18 protein-coding genes and 1 riboswitch are annotated in these 16,553 nt (G+C 63.7%); of the genes, 6 read left to right on the top strand and 12 right to left on the bottom strand.

The features are described from left to right. Positions 1-213 precede the first annotated feature (213 nt). Positions 214-1,482 carry a glutamate--cysteine ligase 2 gene (locus AB4068_RS06510; RefSeq protein WP_284991153.1) on the top strand — a complete coding sequence of 423 codons (1,269 nt, stop codon included), beginning with the start codon at positions 214-216 and terminating at the stop codon, positions 1,480-1,482. Here AB4068_RS06510 and AB4068_RS06505 read toward each other — a convergent pair. From AB4068_RS06505 to AB4068_RS06490, 4 genes are all read right to left on the bottom strand, one after another. Continuing rightward, on the bottom strand, positions 1,479-2,687 hold the full coding sequence (locus AB4068_RS06505) for an O-succinylhomoserine sulfhydrylase (protein WP_441432963.1): 1,209 nt from the start codon (positions 2,685-2,687) through the stop codon (positions 1,479-1,481). The genes AB4068_RS06510 and AB4068_RS06505 overlap by 4 nt on opposite strands. Continuing rightward, complete coding sequence (locus AB4068_RS06500) at positions 2,688-3,098, bottom strand: rhodanese-like domain-containing protein (RefSeq protein WP_059389851.1); 411 nt, start codon at positions 3,096-3,098, stop codon at positions 2,688-2,690. It lies immediately after the preceding gene. Continuing rightward, a complete protein-coding gene (locus AB4068_RS06495) occupies positions 3,095-3,352 on the bottom strand; it encodes a DUF1737 domain-containing protein (protein ID WP_028267606.1) in 258 nt (85 codons plus the stop codon). The genes AB4068_RS06500 and AB4068_RS06495 overlap by 4 nt, the downstream gene beginning before the upstream one ends. Positions 3,353-3,362: 10 nt before the next feature. Continuing rightward, positions 3,363-3,475: riboswitch (SAM riboswitch) on the bottom strand. 104 nt (positions 3,476-3,579) lie between these two features. Beyond that, positions 3,580-3,939, bottom strand: coding sequence for a hypothetical protein (locus AB4068_RS06490; protein ID WP_284991154.1), 360 nt, complete (start codon positions 3,937-3,939; stop codon positions 3,580-3,582). Positions 3,940-3,994: 55 nt separating this feature from the next. On the opposite strand from AB4068_RS06490, the gene AB4068_RS06485 reads away from it, so the two are divergent. Together AB4068_RS06485 and AB4068_RS06480 are read left to right on the top strand one after the other, a co-directional pair. Further along, positions 3,995-4,426: an Lrp/AsnC family transcriptional regulator gene (locus AB4068_RS06485; protein ID WP_441432962.1), complete on the top strand. Its 432-nt coding sequence runs from the start codon at positions 3,995-3,997 to the stop codon at positions 4,424-4,426. A gap of 159 nt (positions 4,427-4,585) precedes the next feature. After that, positions 4,586-5,617, top strand: coding sequence for an ornithine cyclodeaminase (locus tag AB4068_RS06480; RefSeq protein ID WP_441432961.1), 1,032 nt, complete (start codon positions 4,586-4,588; stop codon positions 5,615-5,617). A gap of 275 nt (positions 5,618-5,892) precedes the next feature. On the opposite strand, the gene AB4068_RS06475 is transcribed toward AB4068_RS06480, so the two are convergent. The 5 genes from AB4068_RS06475 to AB4068_RS06455 all read right to left on the bottom strand — a co-directional run bounded on the left by AB4068_RS06475 (position 5,893) and on the right by AB4068_RS06455 (position 10,858). Continuing rightward, a complete protein-coding gene (locus AB4068_RS06475) occupies positions 5,893-6,420 on the bottom strand; it encodes a cupin domain-containing protein (RefSeq protein WP_059389855.1) in 528 nt (175 codons plus the stop codon). Then, the gene (locus AB4068_RS06470; RefSeq protein ID WP_059389856.1) at positions 6,417-6,818 is read right to left on the bottom strand and encodes a PAS domain-containing protein; all 402 of its coding nucleotides are present in this window, start codon (positions 6,816-6,818) and stop codon (positions 6,417-6,419) included. The genes AB4068_RS06475 and AB4068_RS06470 overlap by 4 nt, the downstream gene beginning before the upstream one ends. After that, entirely contained in the window at positions 6,815-8,563 is a 1,749-nt protein-coding gene (locus AB4068_RS06465) for a GMC oxidoreductase (RefSeq protein WP_441432960.1), read from the bottom strand. Before AB4068_RS06465 ends, AB4068_RS06470 begins: the two co-directional genes overlap by 4 nt. A gap of 396 nt (positions 8,564-8,959) precedes the next feature. Continuing rightward, the gene (locus AB4068_RS06460; protein ID WP_441432959.1) at positions 8,960-9,553 is read right to left on the bottom strand and encodes a PRC-barrel domain-containing protein; all 594 of its coding nucleotides are present in this window, start codon (positions 9,551-9,553) and stop codon (positions 8,960-8,962) included. Positions 9,554-9,661: 108 nt separating this feature from the next. After that, positions 9,662-10,858 (bottom strand): SLC13 family permease, encoded by a 1,197-nt coding sequence (locus AB4068_RS06455; protein WP_441432958.1) that lies wholly within the window; start codon positions 10,856-10,858, stop codon positions 9,662-9,664. Between the two features lie 82 nt (positions 10,859-10,940). On the opposite strand from AB4068_RS06455, the gene AB4068_RS06450 reads away from it, so the two are divergent. Next, on the top strand, positions 10,941-11,426 hold the full coding sequence (locus tag AB4068_RS06450; RefSeq protein WP_059389858.1) for a DinB family protein: 486 nt from the start codon (positions 10,941-10,943) through the stop codon (positions 11,424-11,426). A gap of 83 nt (positions 11,427-11,509) precedes the next feature. On the opposite strand, the gene AB4068_RS06445 is transcribed toward AB4068_RS06450, so the two are convergent. Next, complete coding sequence (locus AB4068_RS06445; protein WP_307054897.1) at positions 11,510-12,451, bottom strand: aminodeoxychorismate lyase; 942 nt, start codon at positions 12,449-12,451, stop codon at positions 11,510-11,512. Between the two features lie 109 nt (positions 12,452-12,560). On the opposite strand from AB4068_RS06445, the gene cls reads away from it, so the two are divergent. Continuing rightward, positions 12,561-14,033: a cardiolipin synthase gene (gene cls / locus AB4068_RS06440; protein WP_113990729.1), complete on the top strand. Its 1,473-nt coding sequence runs from the start codon at positions 12,561-12,563 to the stop codon at positions 14,031-14,033. A gap of 4 nt (positions 14,034-14,037) precedes the next feature. On the opposite strand, the gene AB4068_RS06435 is transcribed toward cls, so the two are convergent. Next, positions 14,038-14,484 carry a MarR family winged helix-turn-helix transcriptional regulator gene (locus tag AB4068_RS06435; protein WP_284991254.1) on the bottom strand — a complete coding sequence of 149 codons (447 nt, stop codon included), beginning with the start codon at positions 14,482-14,484 and terminating at the stop codon, positions 14,038-14,040. 112 nt (positions 14,485-14,596) lie between these two features. On the opposite strand from AB4068_RS06435, the gene AB4068_RS06430 reads away from it, so the two are divergent. Further along, positions 14,597-15,694 (top strand): FAD-dependent oxidoreductase, encoded by a 1,098-nt coding sequence (locus AB4068_RS06430; RefSeq protein ID WP_307054900.1) that lies wholly within the window; start codon positions 14,597-14,599, stop codon positions 15,692-15,694. A gap of 21 nt (positions 15,695-15,715) precedes the next feature. Here the strand turns inward: AB4068_RS06430 and AB4068_RS06425 are convergent, their stop codons facing one another. Beyond that, entirely contained in the window at positions 15,716-16,423 is a 708-nt protein-coding gene (locus AB4068_RS06425; protein ID WP_441432957.1) for a hypothetical protein, read from the bottom strand. Between the last annotated feature and the right edge of the window lie 130 nt (positions 16,424-16,553).

Here is a 16,553-nt window from a genome sequence, read left to right as displayed (position 1 = left end):
ATCCATGGAATTGCGGCTGACGCCCCAGGGAATGTGCCGTATGTGGATGAGTTGGCGGACATTCTGCTGGATCACCCGGGGGTGGCTTATCGCTAATGCCCGGAAAATAGAGGCTGTCCCCCGGTCCTGTCGGAGTGATCCAGCAGAATCCCTCGGGCGGCCCGCAAAATCCCGGTCTGTCTCCGCAAGGCTGCCATGGCGCACAATTGATCCGTGCGCACTTTTGGTGTGGAAGAGGAGTTGCTGATCGTCGATCCCGTGACCGGCGAGCCGCTCGCGCTTGCCGACGCGCTCCTCTCGGCCCCCGCCCACGACGGCGCCGCCCACGATGACGCTGCCCACGCCGCCCAGGATGGCACCGAACCCGGACCCACCCTCGAGGAGATCGACGGTCCCGATACCGGCCTAAGCCACGAGCTCAAACTTGAGCAGATCGAAACCCAGACCCGCCCATGCCGCAGCTACGCCGAGCTCCTGCACCAGATCCGCAGGGGGCGCGGCCTCGCCAGTCATGCCGCTCGGCGCCACGGCGCTCGGATCGCCGCGTTGGCCACATCGCCCGTGGATGCCGCGTTGCACACCACTCCGGATCCCCGGTACGCCATCATGCTCGAACGGTTCGGTATCACGGCGCACGAACAGCTCACGTGCGGATTCCACGTGCACACATCGATCGAGTCCCCCGAGGAAGGCGTGATGGTCTTGGACCGCATCCGGGACAAGCTCGCGGTCTTCACGGCGATGAGCGCCAATTCTCCCTACTGGCGTGGCCTGGCCACGGGTTTTGAGAGCTATCGGACGCAGGCGTGGAACCGCTGGCCTTCGTCGGGGCCGTCAGCCATCTTCGGGTCCCTGGCTGCTTACCGGCGGGTTGTCCGGAGGCTCATCGAAACGGGAGTGCTGCTGGACGAGGGGATGGTCTACTTCGACGCCAGGCTGTCCCGGCACGTTCCCACGGTGGAGGTCCGGGTGGCCGATGTCTGCCTCCGGGCCGAGGATGCGGCGCTCATCGCGGTGCTCGTCAGGGCACTGGTTGAGACTTCTGTTCGTGAATACCATGCCGGAATAGAGCCCGCTGCCGTGCCCACTGCGCTTTTGCGGATGGCGTCCTGGCAAGCAAGCAACTTCGGACTGCGTACCGAACTGCTGGACTTCGGAACCTTTCGCCCGGAACCCGCCGCCGACGTCGTCTGGTCGTTGGTGGAATACTTGGAACCCGTGCTCGCCGAACAGGGTGAATTCGACTTGGTCCAAACCGGCGTGGCAGCCATCTTGAGCCGTGGCAACGGCGCTATCGAACAGCGTGGTGTTGCCGGGCGCTGGAGCGAGAGCAACGGGAGCGCGCCCGACGCCGCCGGGCTGGCCGCCGTCGTCGAGCACGCCGTCCAGATCACGATGCGCTCAGAGAGGGACGAGAGCGACACCAAGCCGCAACCCGTCCTCACCTGGGTGCGCCAGGACTGGCGCGAAGCGCCCGGCTAGACCTGCTTGAGGGCCGGCTCGAGGTCCCCGATGAGATCGTCCACATCCTCCAGCCCCACCGAAAGCCGCACGACGCCGTCGCTCAGGCCAATTGCCGCGCGGCCTTCCGGACCCATGGCACGGTGCGTGGTGGTGGCGGGATGGGTGATGAGGGACTTGGAGTCGCCGAGGTTGTTCGAGATGTCGATGACGGCGAGCCCGTCCAGCAGCGCGAAAGCGGCCTCCTTCGCCGATCGCCCCGCGGAGGGGAGCAGCTCGAAGGTGAGCACAGTTCCGCCGGCCTTCATTTGCTTTGCGGCGAGCTCGAACTGCGGGTGCGACTTCAGCAGCGGGTACTTGACCCAGCTGATGGCCGGCTGTTCCTCGAGCCACTCGGCGATCCGCATCGCAGACGCCGAGGAGTGGTTGACACGCAGCGCCATCGTCTCCAGGCCCTTGGTCAGGACCCAGGCGTTGAACGCGGAAAGCGACGGACCGGTGTGCCGCATGAGCTGCTTGACGGGACCGTCGATGAACTCCTTGGTGCCCAGGATCGCTCCGCCGAGGACCCGGCCCTGGCCGTCGATGTGCTTGGTGCCCGAGTAGACAATCACGTCTGCTCCGAGATCGCCGCAGCGCTGCAGGAGGGGAGTGGCGAAGACGTTGTCGACGACCACCGTGGCGCCGGCCGCGTGGGCCAGCTCGCTCACCGCGGCGATGTCCACGATTTCCTGCATGGGGTTCGACGGCGACTCGAAGAACACTGCCGTTGTCGGCTCGGACAGAGCGGCACGCCACTGGTCCAAGTCAGGCCCGTCGACGAAGACGGTCTCGACGCCCCAGCGCGGCAGGATCTCATTGAGGATGACGAAACAGGAGCCGAAGAGCGAGCGGGCGGCAACTACTCGGTCACCGGCAGCAAGCAACGCACCGAGGGCGGTGAAGACAGCGGACATGCCCGACGCCGTCGCGAAGCACGCTTCGGTGCCTTCGAGCAGGCGGAGGCGCTCCTGGAAGGTAGCTACGGAGGGGTTGCCGTAACGGGAGTAGACGAAGCGTTCGTCCTCGCCCGTAAATGCTCGCTCGGCGGCTGCGGCGGACTCGTAGACGAAGCCGGAGTTCAGGAAGACGGCCTCGGACGTTTCCTGGAAGTTGGTACGGTCAAGACCGCCGCGGACGGCCTGGGTGTCAGGGCTCCAGCTGGCGGCGTCAGGGTTGAAGGTCACTTAGATGTTCCCCAGGTTCGTCGGAAGTCCACGGTTTTTCCAGCCGTTCACGGTTCGCTCGCCGTAGCGGTCCGGCTCGCCCTCAAAGCCCTCGAGGACGTTGTAGGAGGTGTAGCCGGCCTGGGTGGCGGCAATCGCGGCGGCGATGGAGCGCTGTCCGGAGCGGCAGAGGAAAACCAGTTCGGTGCCGTCCGCCTCCGGGGCCTGCTGCGTCAACTCTTCGATGAAACGGGTGTTGGGGATGCCTCCGGCCAGGTTCCACTGGATAAACAGGGGATCGTTCTCGGTGGCTTTGGTGTCCGGGATGCCGATGTGTGCCCACTCGCCTTCGGTGCGGACGTCCACCAGGATGGCGCCCTGCTCAAGCTTGGCCCAGGCGTCGTGCGGGCTGAGGTCGCCTGCGTAGCTCATGCGTGGCCCTCGCCGTCGAACTCTTCATCAAGCTGATCCACCGCATTGGCAACGGCGGCATCCGCGCTCGCGATTGCCGCGGGCAGGACGATGGCCTGTGCCACGATTACGTCCGTGCCGTTGAAGGTCGCGGCCGGGCTGCCGTGCAACACGTATCCCTCCGCGAGAGCGGTGGAGATCCGCTCGCAGAATTCCTTGGTGTCAGGGCCCGTGATGAGACGGTACGAGAGTTTTTCTTCGGTGGGTTCAGGCATTGGTGCTCCTCAGTCACGCTTGCAGTTCGAAAGTGTCGATACGCCGAGTAGTCACCTGAGGCACCCCGCCGGAGAGAGGGTTGCCGACCAGCAAGTCAGGGCTTCACGCTGGTGCTCATTACTCAAGAAGAAAAATAACATCCACGACGGCGGCCTGCATCACCGGCCGTCGTCATGTTCCGTAACCGGACGGCAGCCAGGCTGGCGAGGGCTGGGGTGCCAGCGTCCTAGGACTCGGTTTCATTGGGCAGCGGTTCCAGGCTCGCCTGGATCCGGGGTGGAATGGCGTCGAACCGCGACGCTACTGCCGTAGGGGAGTGATGAAAAGTGGAACCTTGATGCTTCCGGATTTCCAGCAGTTCGTGGACGGATATCCCGGTGGCCGTGGCGAGTGCATGCAGCGAGAGGCTGTTGTGATGAGCCAAGGCAAAAACCACACCCGACAGGGCTTCGAAACCTTCTGTCTCGTAGATTTCTTTCACCAAGTTGGACATGCCATTTGCATCATCGATTGATCCCGCTGACGCACCAGTCGCCATGGCCGTCAGGGACCATGCAGCAGAGTCGGGGCTGATGTAGATGCTCATGTCGATACCCTACGGACTCAGGCCCGCTTGGGGAATGGGCGATACGTTTATCTTTATGGCAGCACTCACCGACCTTGACCGCCAGCTCCTCTCCGCTCTCCGGGAGGACGGCAGGGCCTCCGTGGCGAGCCTTGCGCGCAAGCTGGGCGTTGCTCGGGCCACCGTGAATAGCCGGCTTGAGCGTCTTGTCTCCTCGGGGACCAGCGTTGGCTTCACCGCGAGGGTGCGCGACGAGGTGGATCCACTTGCGATCCGGGCCATTGCGCTCATTGCCGTGGAGGGAAGGTCGGCGGACAAGGTCATTCGCCAACTCCGCGGACTTCCCGAGATTTGGGCGCTACACACCACGAACGGCGGTTGGGATCTCGTGGCCGAGTTGCGCACGGAAAGCCTCAGCGACTTTGACCAGGTGTTGGGCAGGATCCGCGGGATCGAGGGGATCGTCAATAGCGAGACGAGCCTGCTGCTCAGTTCCGTCCTGCGATAGTCGCTTTTATGACGGGCGCCTGCCGTTGATCATTGTGTGCATAAGCAGTCATCATTTTGTGCATGTTTTCAATGAAAAGTACATACTTTGGCAATTGTGGATGCATATCGCCGCTCCCTAGCCTCGTAGCAACAGTGCTTATGAGGGAAAGGAGCGCATATGACGCGCTTTGTCGATGTCCGCAATATGGTTCGTTGGACGGCCGGACGGGGCCCGGAGACCATCATCTCGGAGATGATGCAGTACCTGGAAGACGACTTCCAGCGGTGGGAATCTTTTGACAAGACTCCGCGAGTGGCAAGCCACACGCCATTTGGCGTCATCGAGCTGATGCCCACCAGCGACCAGGAAACCTACGGCTTCAAGTATGTAAACGGACACCCCTCGAATCCCGCGCGCGGCTTCCAGACCGTGACAGCTTTCGGTGTCCTGTCCGACGTCCACAACGGCTACCCGACGTTCCTTGCGGAGATGACAGTGCTGACAGCGTTGCGGACGGCGGCCACGTCCGGCATGGTAGCTAAGAAGCTCGCGCGCCCCGATGCCCGGATCATGGCGATGATCGGAACCGGAACCCAATCGGAGTTTCAGGCGCTGGCCTTCCGGGCGGCCCTGGGTATAAACAGTGTGAGGATCTGGGACACGGACCCGGCAGCGATGGAGAAGTTCGTCCGGAACATGGCTCCCCTCGGCTTCGAGATCACCATCGCAGGCTCAGCGGCCCATGCAGTGGAGGGAGCCGACGTCGTCACCACGTGCACGGCGGACAAGGCCAACGCCACCATCCTGACGGCAGACCAGGTTTCGCCCGGAGTCCACATCAACGCGATCGGAGGCGACTGCCCAGGGAAGACTGAACTCGACGCTGCCATCCTCGGCCTCGGTGACGTCTTTGTGGAGTACGATCCCCAGACGCGGATTGAAGGCGAGATCCAGCAAATGTCCGCCGATTTTCCCGTCACCGAATTCTGGCAGGTCCTGGCCGGGCACGCTCCGGGCCGGACCTCCAGGGACCAAATCACGATATTCGATTCCGTGGGCTTCGCGATCGAGGACTTTTCCGCCTTGCGTTATCTCCGCGATGCCGTCGAGGGTTCGGAGTTCTTCGAGGAGATTGACCTCGTCGCTAATCCCGATGACCCCAAGGACCTCTTCGGCCTGGTGCGGGAACTGTCGCCGATCGGCTCCTGAGATGCCCAACTGGTCCCCACCGCCACCCTCGCCTCGCAAGTCCCCGTCGGCTCCCAGCCTTCGCGAGCTCAGGCAGGGACCCTCGCCGGCGGGGCCCCACGGCCAGGGAACCCGGGCGGCGTGGGCCCACGCATTTGTTGTCGTTTTGGAGCCTCTAAACGACAACTACTGCTAGTCAGTTGGGTGGGAGAAGCCTGGTGCGCCGGCCCCAGAACCGGCGCACCAGACGTTTTATCCGGGCATCCCGCCTGCCCAGCCCATCCCGCCGGCCCCGGCTACACCACCGCCAGGCGCAGGATCAGCTCGGCATGCCCGGGGAACCTCATGACGAGCGACTCGATGTCCCGTGCCGTTGGTTTCGCGGAGTCCGATCTCTCGTATCCCGGTGCGAGGCTGCAGCTCACCAAGGCGAACCCCGGCCCGGCCAACTCGGCACCGAACCAGGTGGAATTCGGGGCAACTCCTTGCAACATCTCGCCTGCTTCCGGATCCGGCCCCAACAAGGCTTCGGTATAGCCAAAGTCCTGAAGTCCGAGCTCCCGGGAGAAGACGTGCAGCCTGATCGGTGTCCCCACGTGGAAGAACCACAATTCGTCCTGCTTGAGGGCGTGCAACTGGAGGACCTCACCCGCCTCCAGCAGGTACCAGTTGGAACTGTAGAGCGGATGGTCGACGCCGAAACGCGGAGGCAGCGCCGATCCGGCGATGTCCTCGTTGCTCACGAGCGCGGGCGCGAACCAGCCGCCCACGCTAGCAGGGGACATGTCCAACCGTTTGATCCAGTCCTCTGCGAATCCACTCATGTGACCGGGTCCTTCAGCGAGAAGCAGACGGTGATGCCGATGATGTCCTTGCTGCCCGGGGCCCGCAGCAACCCCTTTTGGGTCACGATGTCCACATTCACCATGCCGCCGTCCTTGCTGGGGACGGCGATGGTCTCGTGGAAGTTGAGCAACGGCTTTCCGCTCGCCATTACTTCCTTGTCGTGCGCGACGTGTTCCGCGCGCGAGTCCTGGTGCCCGATCAGCTCCGACTTATCCATGCCCACCAGGTCCGCGAAGTTCTGGTTGACCCACAGGAAGACCGAATTCGCGTCCTTCACCACCCAGTACACGCCGTCCTGCCGGTCCAGCACATCGGCGACACTCATAGGCGGAACCGTGGGAAGGAGCGCCGGGTCCAGCGCCGGGGCGACAGTCATGGCGCTGCCGCCGCTCCGCCGTCGGCCTCGAGTCTTTCGGCGAGGTCTTGCGCCAAGGCGACCATTGTCATGGTCGGGTTCCACGAACCGCCGGTGGGCCAGAGGCTGCCGCCCGTTACAAAGACGTTCTGCACGCCGTTGAGTCGGTAGTCGATTCCGACGACGGCGTCCTCCTCTTCGCCGATCGGCAGGCTCGAGCTTTCGTGGACCAATCCCGGAACGCGGCGCTCCGGGATGGCGGGACGCTCGGCACCCCAGGTTCCGTCGTCGGGATCTCCGCGCCAGTATTCGACCCGCTCCGCGCCGGCCGGGGAGAGGACCCGCTCCAGCATCTGGAAGGTTCCCTCGTCCATGGTGTCCCAGGTGTCGTCGTCGGTGGCGTTGGCCAACACCTGCAAGGTGACGTTGCAGGTGGGGTCCGCTCCGCCGGAAAGCCGCAAGTGGTTCTCCGGGTTGCTTTCGTCCAGTTCGCCGAGGACGGCGCAGACGAACACCAGGTAGTCCTCCGAGGACCGCAGCTGCGCGAGCGAAGCCGTGGCGACGACGTCGGGGGCGTAGCGTTCGGACTTCTGGGCGTTCTTGTCCGGGCAACGGTCCGAGAGGACCGAAAGCTGGACGTGGTACTGCATGCCGGCCGGGCTCTTGCCCGCCAAATAGATGGCCGCCAGTTCCAGCTCGCCGAGTTGTCCGCTGAAATCAAAATCCTCGCGGGGAACCCTGGCCACCACCGAGGTGATGAAGTGGGCGCTGAAATGCCCGCCGGCCCCCTGCACCTGCGGGAAGGAATTGAGGACCAGCGTTGCCGGTGGAAGCGTGCCCATGGCCAGGACCAGGTTGGCGTTGCCGACGTTCACTACGCCGCGGTTGGTGTTCAACGCGGTGGCCCGTCCGTCCTGCTGGAGCACGCTCAACACGGTGCAGTCCGTGACCATGCGAAGAGCCGCGCCCTTGCCTTGGGCCTCGAGGGCTGCTTGCTTGTCCGTCAGTTCAAGGAGGACTGCCGGCGTCGAGAACTTCGCGAAGTCCACGCCCGACGTCGCGCCAGTCGCCGCAGCGAGCGGTGCGGGCATGCTGCGGGTGGCGGAATCGATCTTGTGCAGGCCTGCCTCAAGCCGTTCCTGCAGGGCTTTCTGCATGATTCCGTAGACCGGCCGGGTGTCGTTGATGAGATCGACGACGTCGGCCGACCGGCCGGCGTCGATCTGGTCCGCCGAAACCACGTTCAGGAGGTCTTCCGCGGACGTGAAGTGCGACTTGGCGGCGTCCATCACTGCCCGCGGCCAGCCCCGCATTTCATCTTCCTCGGGGCGGGGGCACCACGCGCTCCACATGATGCTTCGTCCGCCGTAGAAAGGAACCATGCCGTGCTGCCACGAAATCTTGCCCGGCGGCTGGGTGGCGGTGGCAGCTGCCAAGGTCCACGGGAAGGTCTCCGAGAGGCCTCCCAGGGTCTCCTTGTAGGGCAGCGGCAGGTTCTGGAAGTGCTGCGGCAAGAAAAACGGACCCCGTTCAATGATCAGGATCCGTGCGTGCGGATTGACTGTCAGTGTCCGCTCGGCGAAAGCGTAGGCGCAGAACCCACTGCCGATGACGATGTGGTCGAATTGTTCCTCTTCGCGGACTTTTTTCCATTCCCCCTCGGAGAGGAAGAAAACGTGATCCATGACTTTCTGGGGCGAGGGATCCTGGGGTCCGGGCGTGGGAAACCCGTGATTGAAATTCTGGGACGAAGAAACTGCACTCATAACGATGCCCTCCATCAACTTTGCTGATTCCACGGCACCGTGAAACCAGGTGCCCACTGGGCCTAGAGGCAGATCACCCTTCCCCAGCAGAGTTCACGGGACTAGTTAACTACTGCCGCCATGGCGGCACAATAGAGTTCGCGAAGCTAAATTGCCCGGCCCGCTACACTCGGATCCATGGTGGGGCATGGGGGAATCTCGGGGCAGCCTCCGGCGCGGTGATCCTGGAGGATTCCGGCACCGTAGGCGGCGCCGTTAGCGGGGTTGGAAAGAGCGCACGGGTGGCGGAGTCGGGCTCGTACACCGTCACCGCAGCCTGCGTTGGCGCCTCAGATGTCCACCTTGTCATCGCCCAGGATCCACGGTCGGCGGCTGAAATCCGCCGGCAAGCCGCGGCTATTGAAGGTCTTCCGGTTCCGGTGGGGGCCCAAGTGGCCCGGGTGTCCGATGCGGCGGGGGCGGGCCGGGATGCGGAGGCCGGGGTACATGTTTGTGCAGGTGCGGCGGATGCGGGGCTGGGTGTGGCGGACCGCCGTGCGGCGGATGCGGGCCACCGTGCGGGGCTGGGTGAGGCGGACCGCCGTCGGGCTCGGTCTCCCCAGCCGAGGCTTCGGGCACCGTCCCGGCTCTCTCGGGATCGGTTCCCGTGGCGGCATCGTTGGATTCCTCCGCCGCGAGCCGGTAATAGCTGTAGAGTTCCTGTTCCTGCGTCTCCGTGATCACGCCGCGGTCGCTCTCGATGCGCGGGCCGTTCTTCACTTTGTCCTTGGCAAAGGCCACCCTGATCACTGAATTCTCAATGCTGGCTCCGGAAAGCGGGGCGAAGGACTCGGACATGCCGAACAAGCCGGTCCGCACGGTGACAAACACAGGATCCCCGGAATCACCGCTTGTGAAGACCTGTTCCACTGAACCGATTTTCTCCCCGGCGGCGTCTACCACAATCCCTCCGTTGAGGACGATGTTGTCGATGTCCTGCAGGCTGAGCATGATGCAGATCCTTCTCGTATCGGGGTTCCGGCGGTACCGGCCAAGCTGTTCTACATTCTGTCCTGAATCTTCGCGCCCGGCGACAGGGTCCGTCTCTGCCGAACGCACTCACTGGCCAGCGATTGCCAGCACTGCCACCGCTGCGAACACCGTCAGAGGCGCAACAATCAGGCCGAAGATCGCATAGCCCTTCCACGTAATCAGCACATTCATGCGCATGAGCCGATCGTGCCACAAAAGGGTGGCCAAGGAGGCCCACGGTGTGATGATCGGGCCCGCATTGACTCCGATCAGCAAGGCCGCCATCCGCACAGGCGACCCGGCCAGCGGTTCTGCCAGCAGGTACGCAGGCAAATTGTTGAGGACATTGGAACCGGCGGCGCCCGTCGCGGCAAGCCGAACCAGATCCATAAAGCCCTGGCCTTGTCCGGCCAGCTGACTCAGCAACACGGGAGCCCCCAGATGCCTGGCTGCTTCCATCACCAGAAAGAGGCCGGAAGCGAACAGCAACAAGGACCATGGAATCAGCGACACCTTGAGAACCCGCGGGCGCCGTAACGCGAACACCACACCAAGAACCACTGCACCGGCCAGGGCCGGGATCCAGACCGGGACCCCGGACACCAGCGCGGGTAGCAGCAGCGCCAGCACCACGGCGCTGCACGCGAGCAGGACCCGGTCCGCTGCAGGCCTGGAATCAGCCCCGGCCGGCTGATCCGGCCTGATCCGTCCGACCGGGATCCGTGAATAGCGGTTGCGCAGATCCCGCTGGAAGACGACGGCGATGAACAGCAGGGGTACGACGACGGCGGCAAGCGAAGGGGCCCACATCAGGCCGGCAAACCCGCCCGGAGTAATACCGCCAAGGCTGTGCTGGGCCAGAAGGTTGGTCAGGTTGGAAATGGGCAGCAGCAGGCTTGCCGTGTTGGCCAGCCACACCGTCGTCAGCGCGAAGGGCAGGGCCGGCAGTCCGGCTTGCCGCGTCACGCTGACCACCACGGGGGTCAGCAGCACCGCCGTCGTGTCCAAAGAGAGGAAGACGGTACTCAGCGTCGCGAATGCCGCCAGTAACAGCCACAAAAGAATGCTGTATCCGCGGCCCCAATAGCGGAGCCGGCGGGCAGTCCAAAGGAACACTCCAGCCTCACTGCACAGCTCAGTAACAACCGTCATCGCGACGACGAACAGCAGAATCGGCGCCACCCGATCCACGAGTGCCACTAGATCGGTGAAAGGCAGGGCGCCGGTGGCGATCGCCACGGCTCCGGCCGCAAGGAGGACCGCTCCAATGATCGCCAGACGCATGAACGGAGTCTATTCCCCGGCTAAGCTCGGATCACATCGATACTGAGTGAATCCCTGCTTGACGGAAAACAGAGGTGCAACCGTGACGCTTGCCGAAGACAACCTCAACCAGCCAATTCGCATCCAATTCGAGGCATTCATCGATGAGCACCGGCGCGCGCTCAATGACTGCTTGAACGGGTTGACGGAGGAACAGGTCCGGCGGTCATTGGTGCCGTCCCGGACCACCCTGCTGGGCCTCGTAAAACATGCGACCTTCGTGGAGAAGGTCTGGTTCGACGAAGCCATCACGTGCCGTTCGCGCGCGGAGATCGGCATCCCTGCGACGCCGGATGAATCTTTTATCCTCGACGACGGCGACACCATCGCTTCAATCCAGCAGGCACACCGCGAGGCATGCGAAGCATCGCGCCGGGCGTCATCGTCCTTGGGGCTCGACGACATGCTCAACGGCAACCGACGCGGCCCGCTCCCGCTGCGCTGGGTGTACCTCCACATGCTGCGCGAGCTTGCGCAACACTGCGGTCACGCGGACATCCTGCGGGAACAAATCACCGCACCCAAGTGACTCGCAACAGATGTCGTTTAGGGCGCTCTAAACGACATCTACTGCTAGTTAGTTGGGCAGGGGAGGCAGTTGGCGCGAAAACCCTACTCGATCCCCGCGAACAGCTCGTTCAGCTCGGCCGTCAGCTGTTTGCGCATTGCCGGCGTGCCAATCTCCCTGCCATCCACGTGGTTGACGGGCGCGATGAGCCGGATGCTCGAGATCAGCCACACCGCGTCCGCGTCGAACAGGTCTTCCGGGACCAGCGGGCCGTAGCCGAGCTCCCAGCCCGCTGCCTTCGCTTTGGAGAACAGCGCGTCCTGGGACGTGCCGGGCAGGATGCCGCTGTCCAGCTGCGGAGTGATGAGGCGCTTGACCGTGCGCACCGAGCCGGCGCCGTCGTCGACCGTTTCGACGTGGGCCAACAACACGGTCGACGTCGGGCCCTCCAGGACGCGGCCGTCCGTTGACGTGAAGATTGCGTCGTCCGCACCTTGCTTGTGCGCGTAGCGCAGCGCGGCCATGTTCACGGCGTAGGAGAGCGTCTTGGCGCCGAGCAGCAGCCAGGGGGCGCGGTCGCCCGCCTCCGTGTCAAAGCCACGGTCAAGAAGTACGACGTCGATGCCCGTCTCGCGCTGCCGGCGACTGCCCGCGGGGGACGGCGAAGCCTGGATCCAGCACGTGGGAGTCGAGGCCCCTTCCACCCCGCGCGTCACCAGCAGCTTGACCACTACCTCGTCTTCGGCCGGGCTCGGCGCGGGGAAGGCGTCCCGGAATTCGGTGATCGCGGTGTCGATCGCCCGGCGCCAGACGTCCTGTTCGGGAATGTTGAGGTCCAGTGCGCGGGCTGAGCTCTCTAGCCTGTTCAGGTGCGCTTGCACCTTGCGCGCACGGCCCTCGACGGCGAGCAGCGACTCGAAGACGCCGTCGCCCCGGGTGGCGCCCAGGTCGGTTGCCATGAGCTGTGGCTGGCTGGAATCGGCGACGCGGCCGTTTTCGAACGCTGGATCCAGGAAAACGAGGACCGTCGAGGCAGGTAAAGTCATGCTTCCAGCTTAGTGCTGGCCCACAGGACGAACAGTCGCGAGCGGTGCGCCAGATAGGCTGGGCTGACTGTTGGTTCTTTGACTAACTATTCGATCGTGGGGGTGTGGGGTGCTGTTTCCTTTTCAGTTCGGGGTTGAGTGGACCTGGCTCCTCAGCGCGTGGGCCGTCGTCGAGATTATCCTGAGGGTGGTGCTGCTGGGCGTCATCCCCGGTAACCGCCGCCCCACCACGGCCATGGCGTGGCTCCTGGCCGTCTTCCTCGTTCCCTCCGTCGGCTTCGTCCTGTTCCTGTTGTTCGGCAATTTCCGCTTGTCCCGCCGTCGTCGTGAACAGCAGGAGGAAGTCAACGATCGGGTGCGTGCAGGCACGTCGGCGCTCGCCGACGTCGTCAGCACGTACTCGGGACCCGAATGGGTGACGTCGGCCGGTGAACTGAACCGGCGGCTGGGATCCTTGCCGATGGTGGACGGCAACTCCGTGGAGCTCTTCCCCGGCTACGAAGAGTCCATCAAAGCCATGGCGGAAGCGGTCAAGGGGGCCAAGAAGTTCGTCAACGCGGAGTTCTACATCATGAGCAGCGACTCAGTCACAGACGAACTGCTCACCGAGTTGGAAAAGGCAGCCGCGCGCGGCGTCAACGTCCGCCTTCTGTTCGACCACATCGGCACGCTGCGGATTCCCGGCTACCGAAAGCTGGTCCGCAGGCTCAAGCGCGGCCAGATCCAGTGGCGCCGCATGTTGCCGCTGTTGCCAATCCATGGCCAGTGGCGCCGTCCGGATTTGCGGAACCACCGGAAAATCCTGGTGATCGACGGCGAAATTGCCTTCACGGGTTCCCAGAACCTGATTGAGCCCTCCTACAACAACCCCAAGCACCGACGCGCCGGGCGCAAATGGGTGGAGCTTATGGCGCGGATGGAGGGGCCGATCGTTGCAACCCTCAACGTCGTCTTCGCCACCGACTGGCTGAGCGAAACCGACGAATCCCTCGAACATCAACTGCAAGTCGCGGTCCAGGCAACACCCGGCAGGATGACCGCACAGGTGGTTCCGAGCGGCCCGGGGTTCGTCACGGAAAACAACCTCCGCCTGTTCAATACGCTGATCTACTCGGCCCAGCACCGCATCTCGATCTGCAGCCCGTACTTCGTGCCCGACGATTCCCTGCTGTACGCCATCACGACGGCGGCCCAGCGTGGCGTCGACGTGGAACTTTTCGTCTCCGAGAAGGGCGACCAGTTCCTGGTCCACCATGCGCAGCGGTCCTACTACGAGGCGCTGCTGGAAGCCGGGGTACGGATCTACCTGTACCGCGCGCCGTACGTCCTGCACGCCAAGCACTTCACCATTGACGAAGAAGTGGCCGTCCTCGGTTCCAGCAACATGGACATGCGTTCCTTCTCGCTCAACATGGAGGTGTCCGTGATGCTCCTGGGCGCCGAAGCCGTGGACAGCATGCGCTCCGTGGAGTCGAGCTACAGGGAAATGTGCCGCGAGCTGACCCTGGAGGGCTGGTTGCACCGGCCGATGCTTGCCAAATACGTGGACAATGTAGCGCGGCTGACGGCGACCCTACAGTAGGGACTCAGTCCTCGCAGGCCTCGTCCGCAGGTTCGCCGTGGATCCTCGACAGCAATCCATGGAGTTGCTGGAGCTCATCAGCGGAGAATCCCGCAAAGGCCTCCTGCTCGACGTCGGCCACCGCAACTTCAATGGATGCCACCGCGCGTTTGCCTTCCGCGGTGATTTCTACGATATGACGACGGCGGTCCGCGGGGTCCCGGCGTCGTTCCGCCAGCCCTTGGCGCTCAAGGTCGTTCAGGACCGCTACTAGTCCGCTCGCGTCGATGGAGAGAGCATCGATCAGGCCCTGCTGACTGAGCGGGCCGGACTCGTCAAGCCGGCACAGCAGCACGGCATGCCTCGGGCTGAGCCCGGAGGAGTCCAGCGCTTGGCGGAGGCGCGTATTCATGATGCGCCCGTGACGCGCAAGGAGGAACCCCAGTTGCTTTCCCGCTGCCGAAGAACTCATCAGGAAAATCTTATCACTGAGGAAATTATTGATAACCAACAATCGTTGTCATTCATAAACGATCTGGGCGGCACAAGCCGCGCAGCGTGAGCTTTCTACCGAGGGAGTTGCCATGAATGACCAGGCTCAGCACCCCACTGTGGTGGTTATCGGCGGAGGCTACGGCGGGATTTCCGTAGCCAAGGCGTTGGACGAACACGCGACGGTTACCTTGGTGGAACCCAAGGACGCTTTCGTACACAACATTGCGGCCCTCCGATCTGTGGTCCAAACCGATTTCCTGCCGCGGATGTTCCTTCCCTATGACCGCCTGTTGGCGCATGGAGAGGTACTCCGGGACCGCGCTGTCCGGGTGGACGGGCACACGGTCGAGCTGGCTTCGGGTGCCAGCCTGGCGCCGGACTACCTTGTCCTCGCCAGCGGTTCCAGCTACCCCTTCCCGGCCAAAAGCGATCGAATGGTCACCAGCGACGCCATCGCCCGCTACCAAGCCGCACATGACGACCTCAAACGTGCAGACAGGGTGATGCTGCTGGGCGCCGGGGCGGTAGGCCTTGAGTTCGCAGGCGAGATCGCGGCGGCATGGCCGGAGAAGGACATCGTGATGGTAGATGTGGCGGCGGACATCCTTCCCGGGCCCTACGATCCACGGCTGCGGATTGAGGTCAACCGGCAGTTGGATGAACTCGGCGTACGCCGGATTCTGGGAAGCCCGTTGGTGCAGTTGCCTCCTGTTCCTGCGGGTGAATTTGCCACCTTTACCGTCAACACCGCGGACGGTACCGCCATCCAGGCGGACATTTGGTTCCGCTGCTATGGAATAGCCCCGCAGACGGACTATGTGGCGGGAGGCCTCCTTGCCGCGCGGAACGCCGAGGGATACCTTGACGTCACCCCCGAACTCCGCGTTGCGGGCTTCGAGAACGTCTACGCTTTGGGCGACATTTCGGCGATCGACGTGAACAAAGCGGGCGTCGCGGGTCGCGAGGCCGCAGTGGTTGCCAAGAACATCCAAGCCCAGATCGAAGGCTCCACGGATCTGGCCGCTTACACGCCGTCGAAGCCCGTCATCATCCTTCCGTTGGGACCGTCCGGCGGCTCGGGACAACTGCCCGACGGCGAGATCGCCAGCCCGGAGCTGATTTCCCAGATCAAGGGCCAACACATGATGATCGACCGCTATGTCGAAATGTTGAACCTCGGCGCTTGAGCTGTCCGCTTCCGCTGACTGCTAGCCGAGGACGGCGTTGACGAGTTTGACCAGTTCCGCCGCGGAGTCCGCGGTGACAGTGGCGCCCGTCTTGATCGCTGTGGCTCCGAGATTGCCTTTCACACCGGTCACGGTCAGTGTGGTCACCTTCTGGCCCGACGGCAGGACCTGGGTGCTCAATGCTCCCGTTGACTGGTCCCCGCTGGTCTTCTGCGGCAACGGCTGGGTCTGGGTAGTGACCTTCTGCCCGCCCACCTCGATCGTGAAGGTGGAACACTGCGCCAGGGCATCAGCGGATTTCTTCGTCTGGCCGGCCAGGACGGCGGGGTCCTTCACCGCCAGGGCGGTGATCACTGTGACGGACTTATCCGCCGCCGAAATGCTCTCCCCTGCCGCATACGTCGCACCGTCCGGGACTTGCGCGTTGGTGTTCGCCAACGCTGCGCACGCCGGGGGTGTGATGACGGCGGACGCGAGCATCTGCTTCGCCGCGATGATGCCTTGATCGAGCTGCGCGGCAGGCACCACGGTCAAGGGCTTGCCCTGGTCATCCTTCAACTGCGCGACGATCGACGCAAGTTCCTCGTTGGTGTACGCCTTCGGTGTAGGAGTTGGTGTCGGTGTCGAGGAGGAAGCGGCGGCGTTGCCCGGATTTGCGGGACCTCCGCAGCCGGTCAACGCCAGTACGCCAGCAAAGAGAATCCCGAGCGGTGCGAGCATTTTTTTCATGTGTAGACCCCAATTTTTGTGGCGGCACGAACCTTCCCGGGGATAACCGGCACGGCCTTGCCTCAACCGCCCGGCCGGTCTTTCACCGCACCGGTAACAAGCGGCAATGAATAGGATGGTTGCCACGGTA

Source organism: Arthrobacter sp. 2RAF22, from assembly GCF_052115325.1.
Classification (GTDB): domain Bacteria; phylum Actinomycetota; class Actinomycetes; order Actinomycetales; family Micrococcaceae; genus Arthrobacter.
Note: the sequence above shows the minus strand (reverse complement) of the source record. Positions and strands in the feature narration are given on the sequence as shown.

Coding starts and splice junctions, on each gene's coding strand:
- AB4068_RS06500 (WP_059389851.1), bottom strand. CDS start 3,098: ATGAGCTACGCAGGCGACCTCAGCCCGCACGACGCCTGGGCCAAGCTT.
- AB4068_RS06495 (WP_028267606.1), bottom strand. CDS start 3,352: ATGCCTGAACCCACCGAAGAAAAACTCTCGTACCGTCTCATCACGGGC.
- AB4068_RS06490 (WP_284991154.1), bottom strand. CDS start 3,939: ATGAGCATCTACATCAGCCCCGACTCTGCTGCATGGTCCCTGACGGCC.
- AB4068_RS06485 (WP_441432962.1), top strand. CDS start 3,995: ATGGCAGCACTCACCGACCTTGACCGCCAGCTCCTCTCCGCTCTCCGG.
- AB4068_RS06480 (WP_441432961.1), top strand. CDS start 4,586: ATGACGCGCTTTGTCGATGTCCGCAATATGGTTCGTTGGACGGCCGGA.
- AB4068_RS06475 (WP_059389855.1), bottom strand. CDS start 6,420: ATGAGTGGATTCGCAGAGGACTGGATCAAACGGTTGGACATGTCCCCT.
- AB4068_RS06470 (WP_059389856.1), bottom strand. CDS start 6,818: ATGACTGTCGCCCCGGCGCTGGACCCGGCGCTCCTTCCCACGGTTCCG.
- AB4068_RS06465 (WP_441432960.1), bottom strand. CDS start 8,563: ATGAGTGCAGTTTCTTCGTCCCAGAATTTCAATCACGGGTTTCCCACG.
- AB4068_RS06460 (WP_441432959.1), bottom strand. CDS start 9,553: ATGCTCAGCCTGCAGGACATCGACAACATCGTCCTCAACGGAGGGATT.
- AB4068_RS06455 (WP_441432958.1), bottom strand. CDS start 10,858: ATGCGTCTGGCGATCATTGGAGCGGTCCTCCTTGCGGCCGGAGCCGTG.
- AB4068_RS06445 (WP_307054897.1), bottom strand. CDS start 12,451: ATGACTTTACCTGCCTCGACGGTCCTCGTTTTCCTGGATCCAGCGTTC.
- AB4068_RS06435 (WP_284991254.1), bottom strand. CDS start 14,484: ATGAGTTCTTCGGCAGCGGGAAAGCAACTGGGGTTCCTCCTTGCGCGT.
- AB4068_RS06430 (WP_307054900.1), top strand. CDS start 14,597: ATGAATGACCAGGCTCAGCACCCCACTGTGGTGGTTATCGGCGGAGGC.
- AB4068_RS06425 (WP_441432957.1), bottom strand. CDS start 16,423: ATGAAAAAAATGCTCGCACCGCTCGGGATTCTCTTTGCTGGCGTACTG.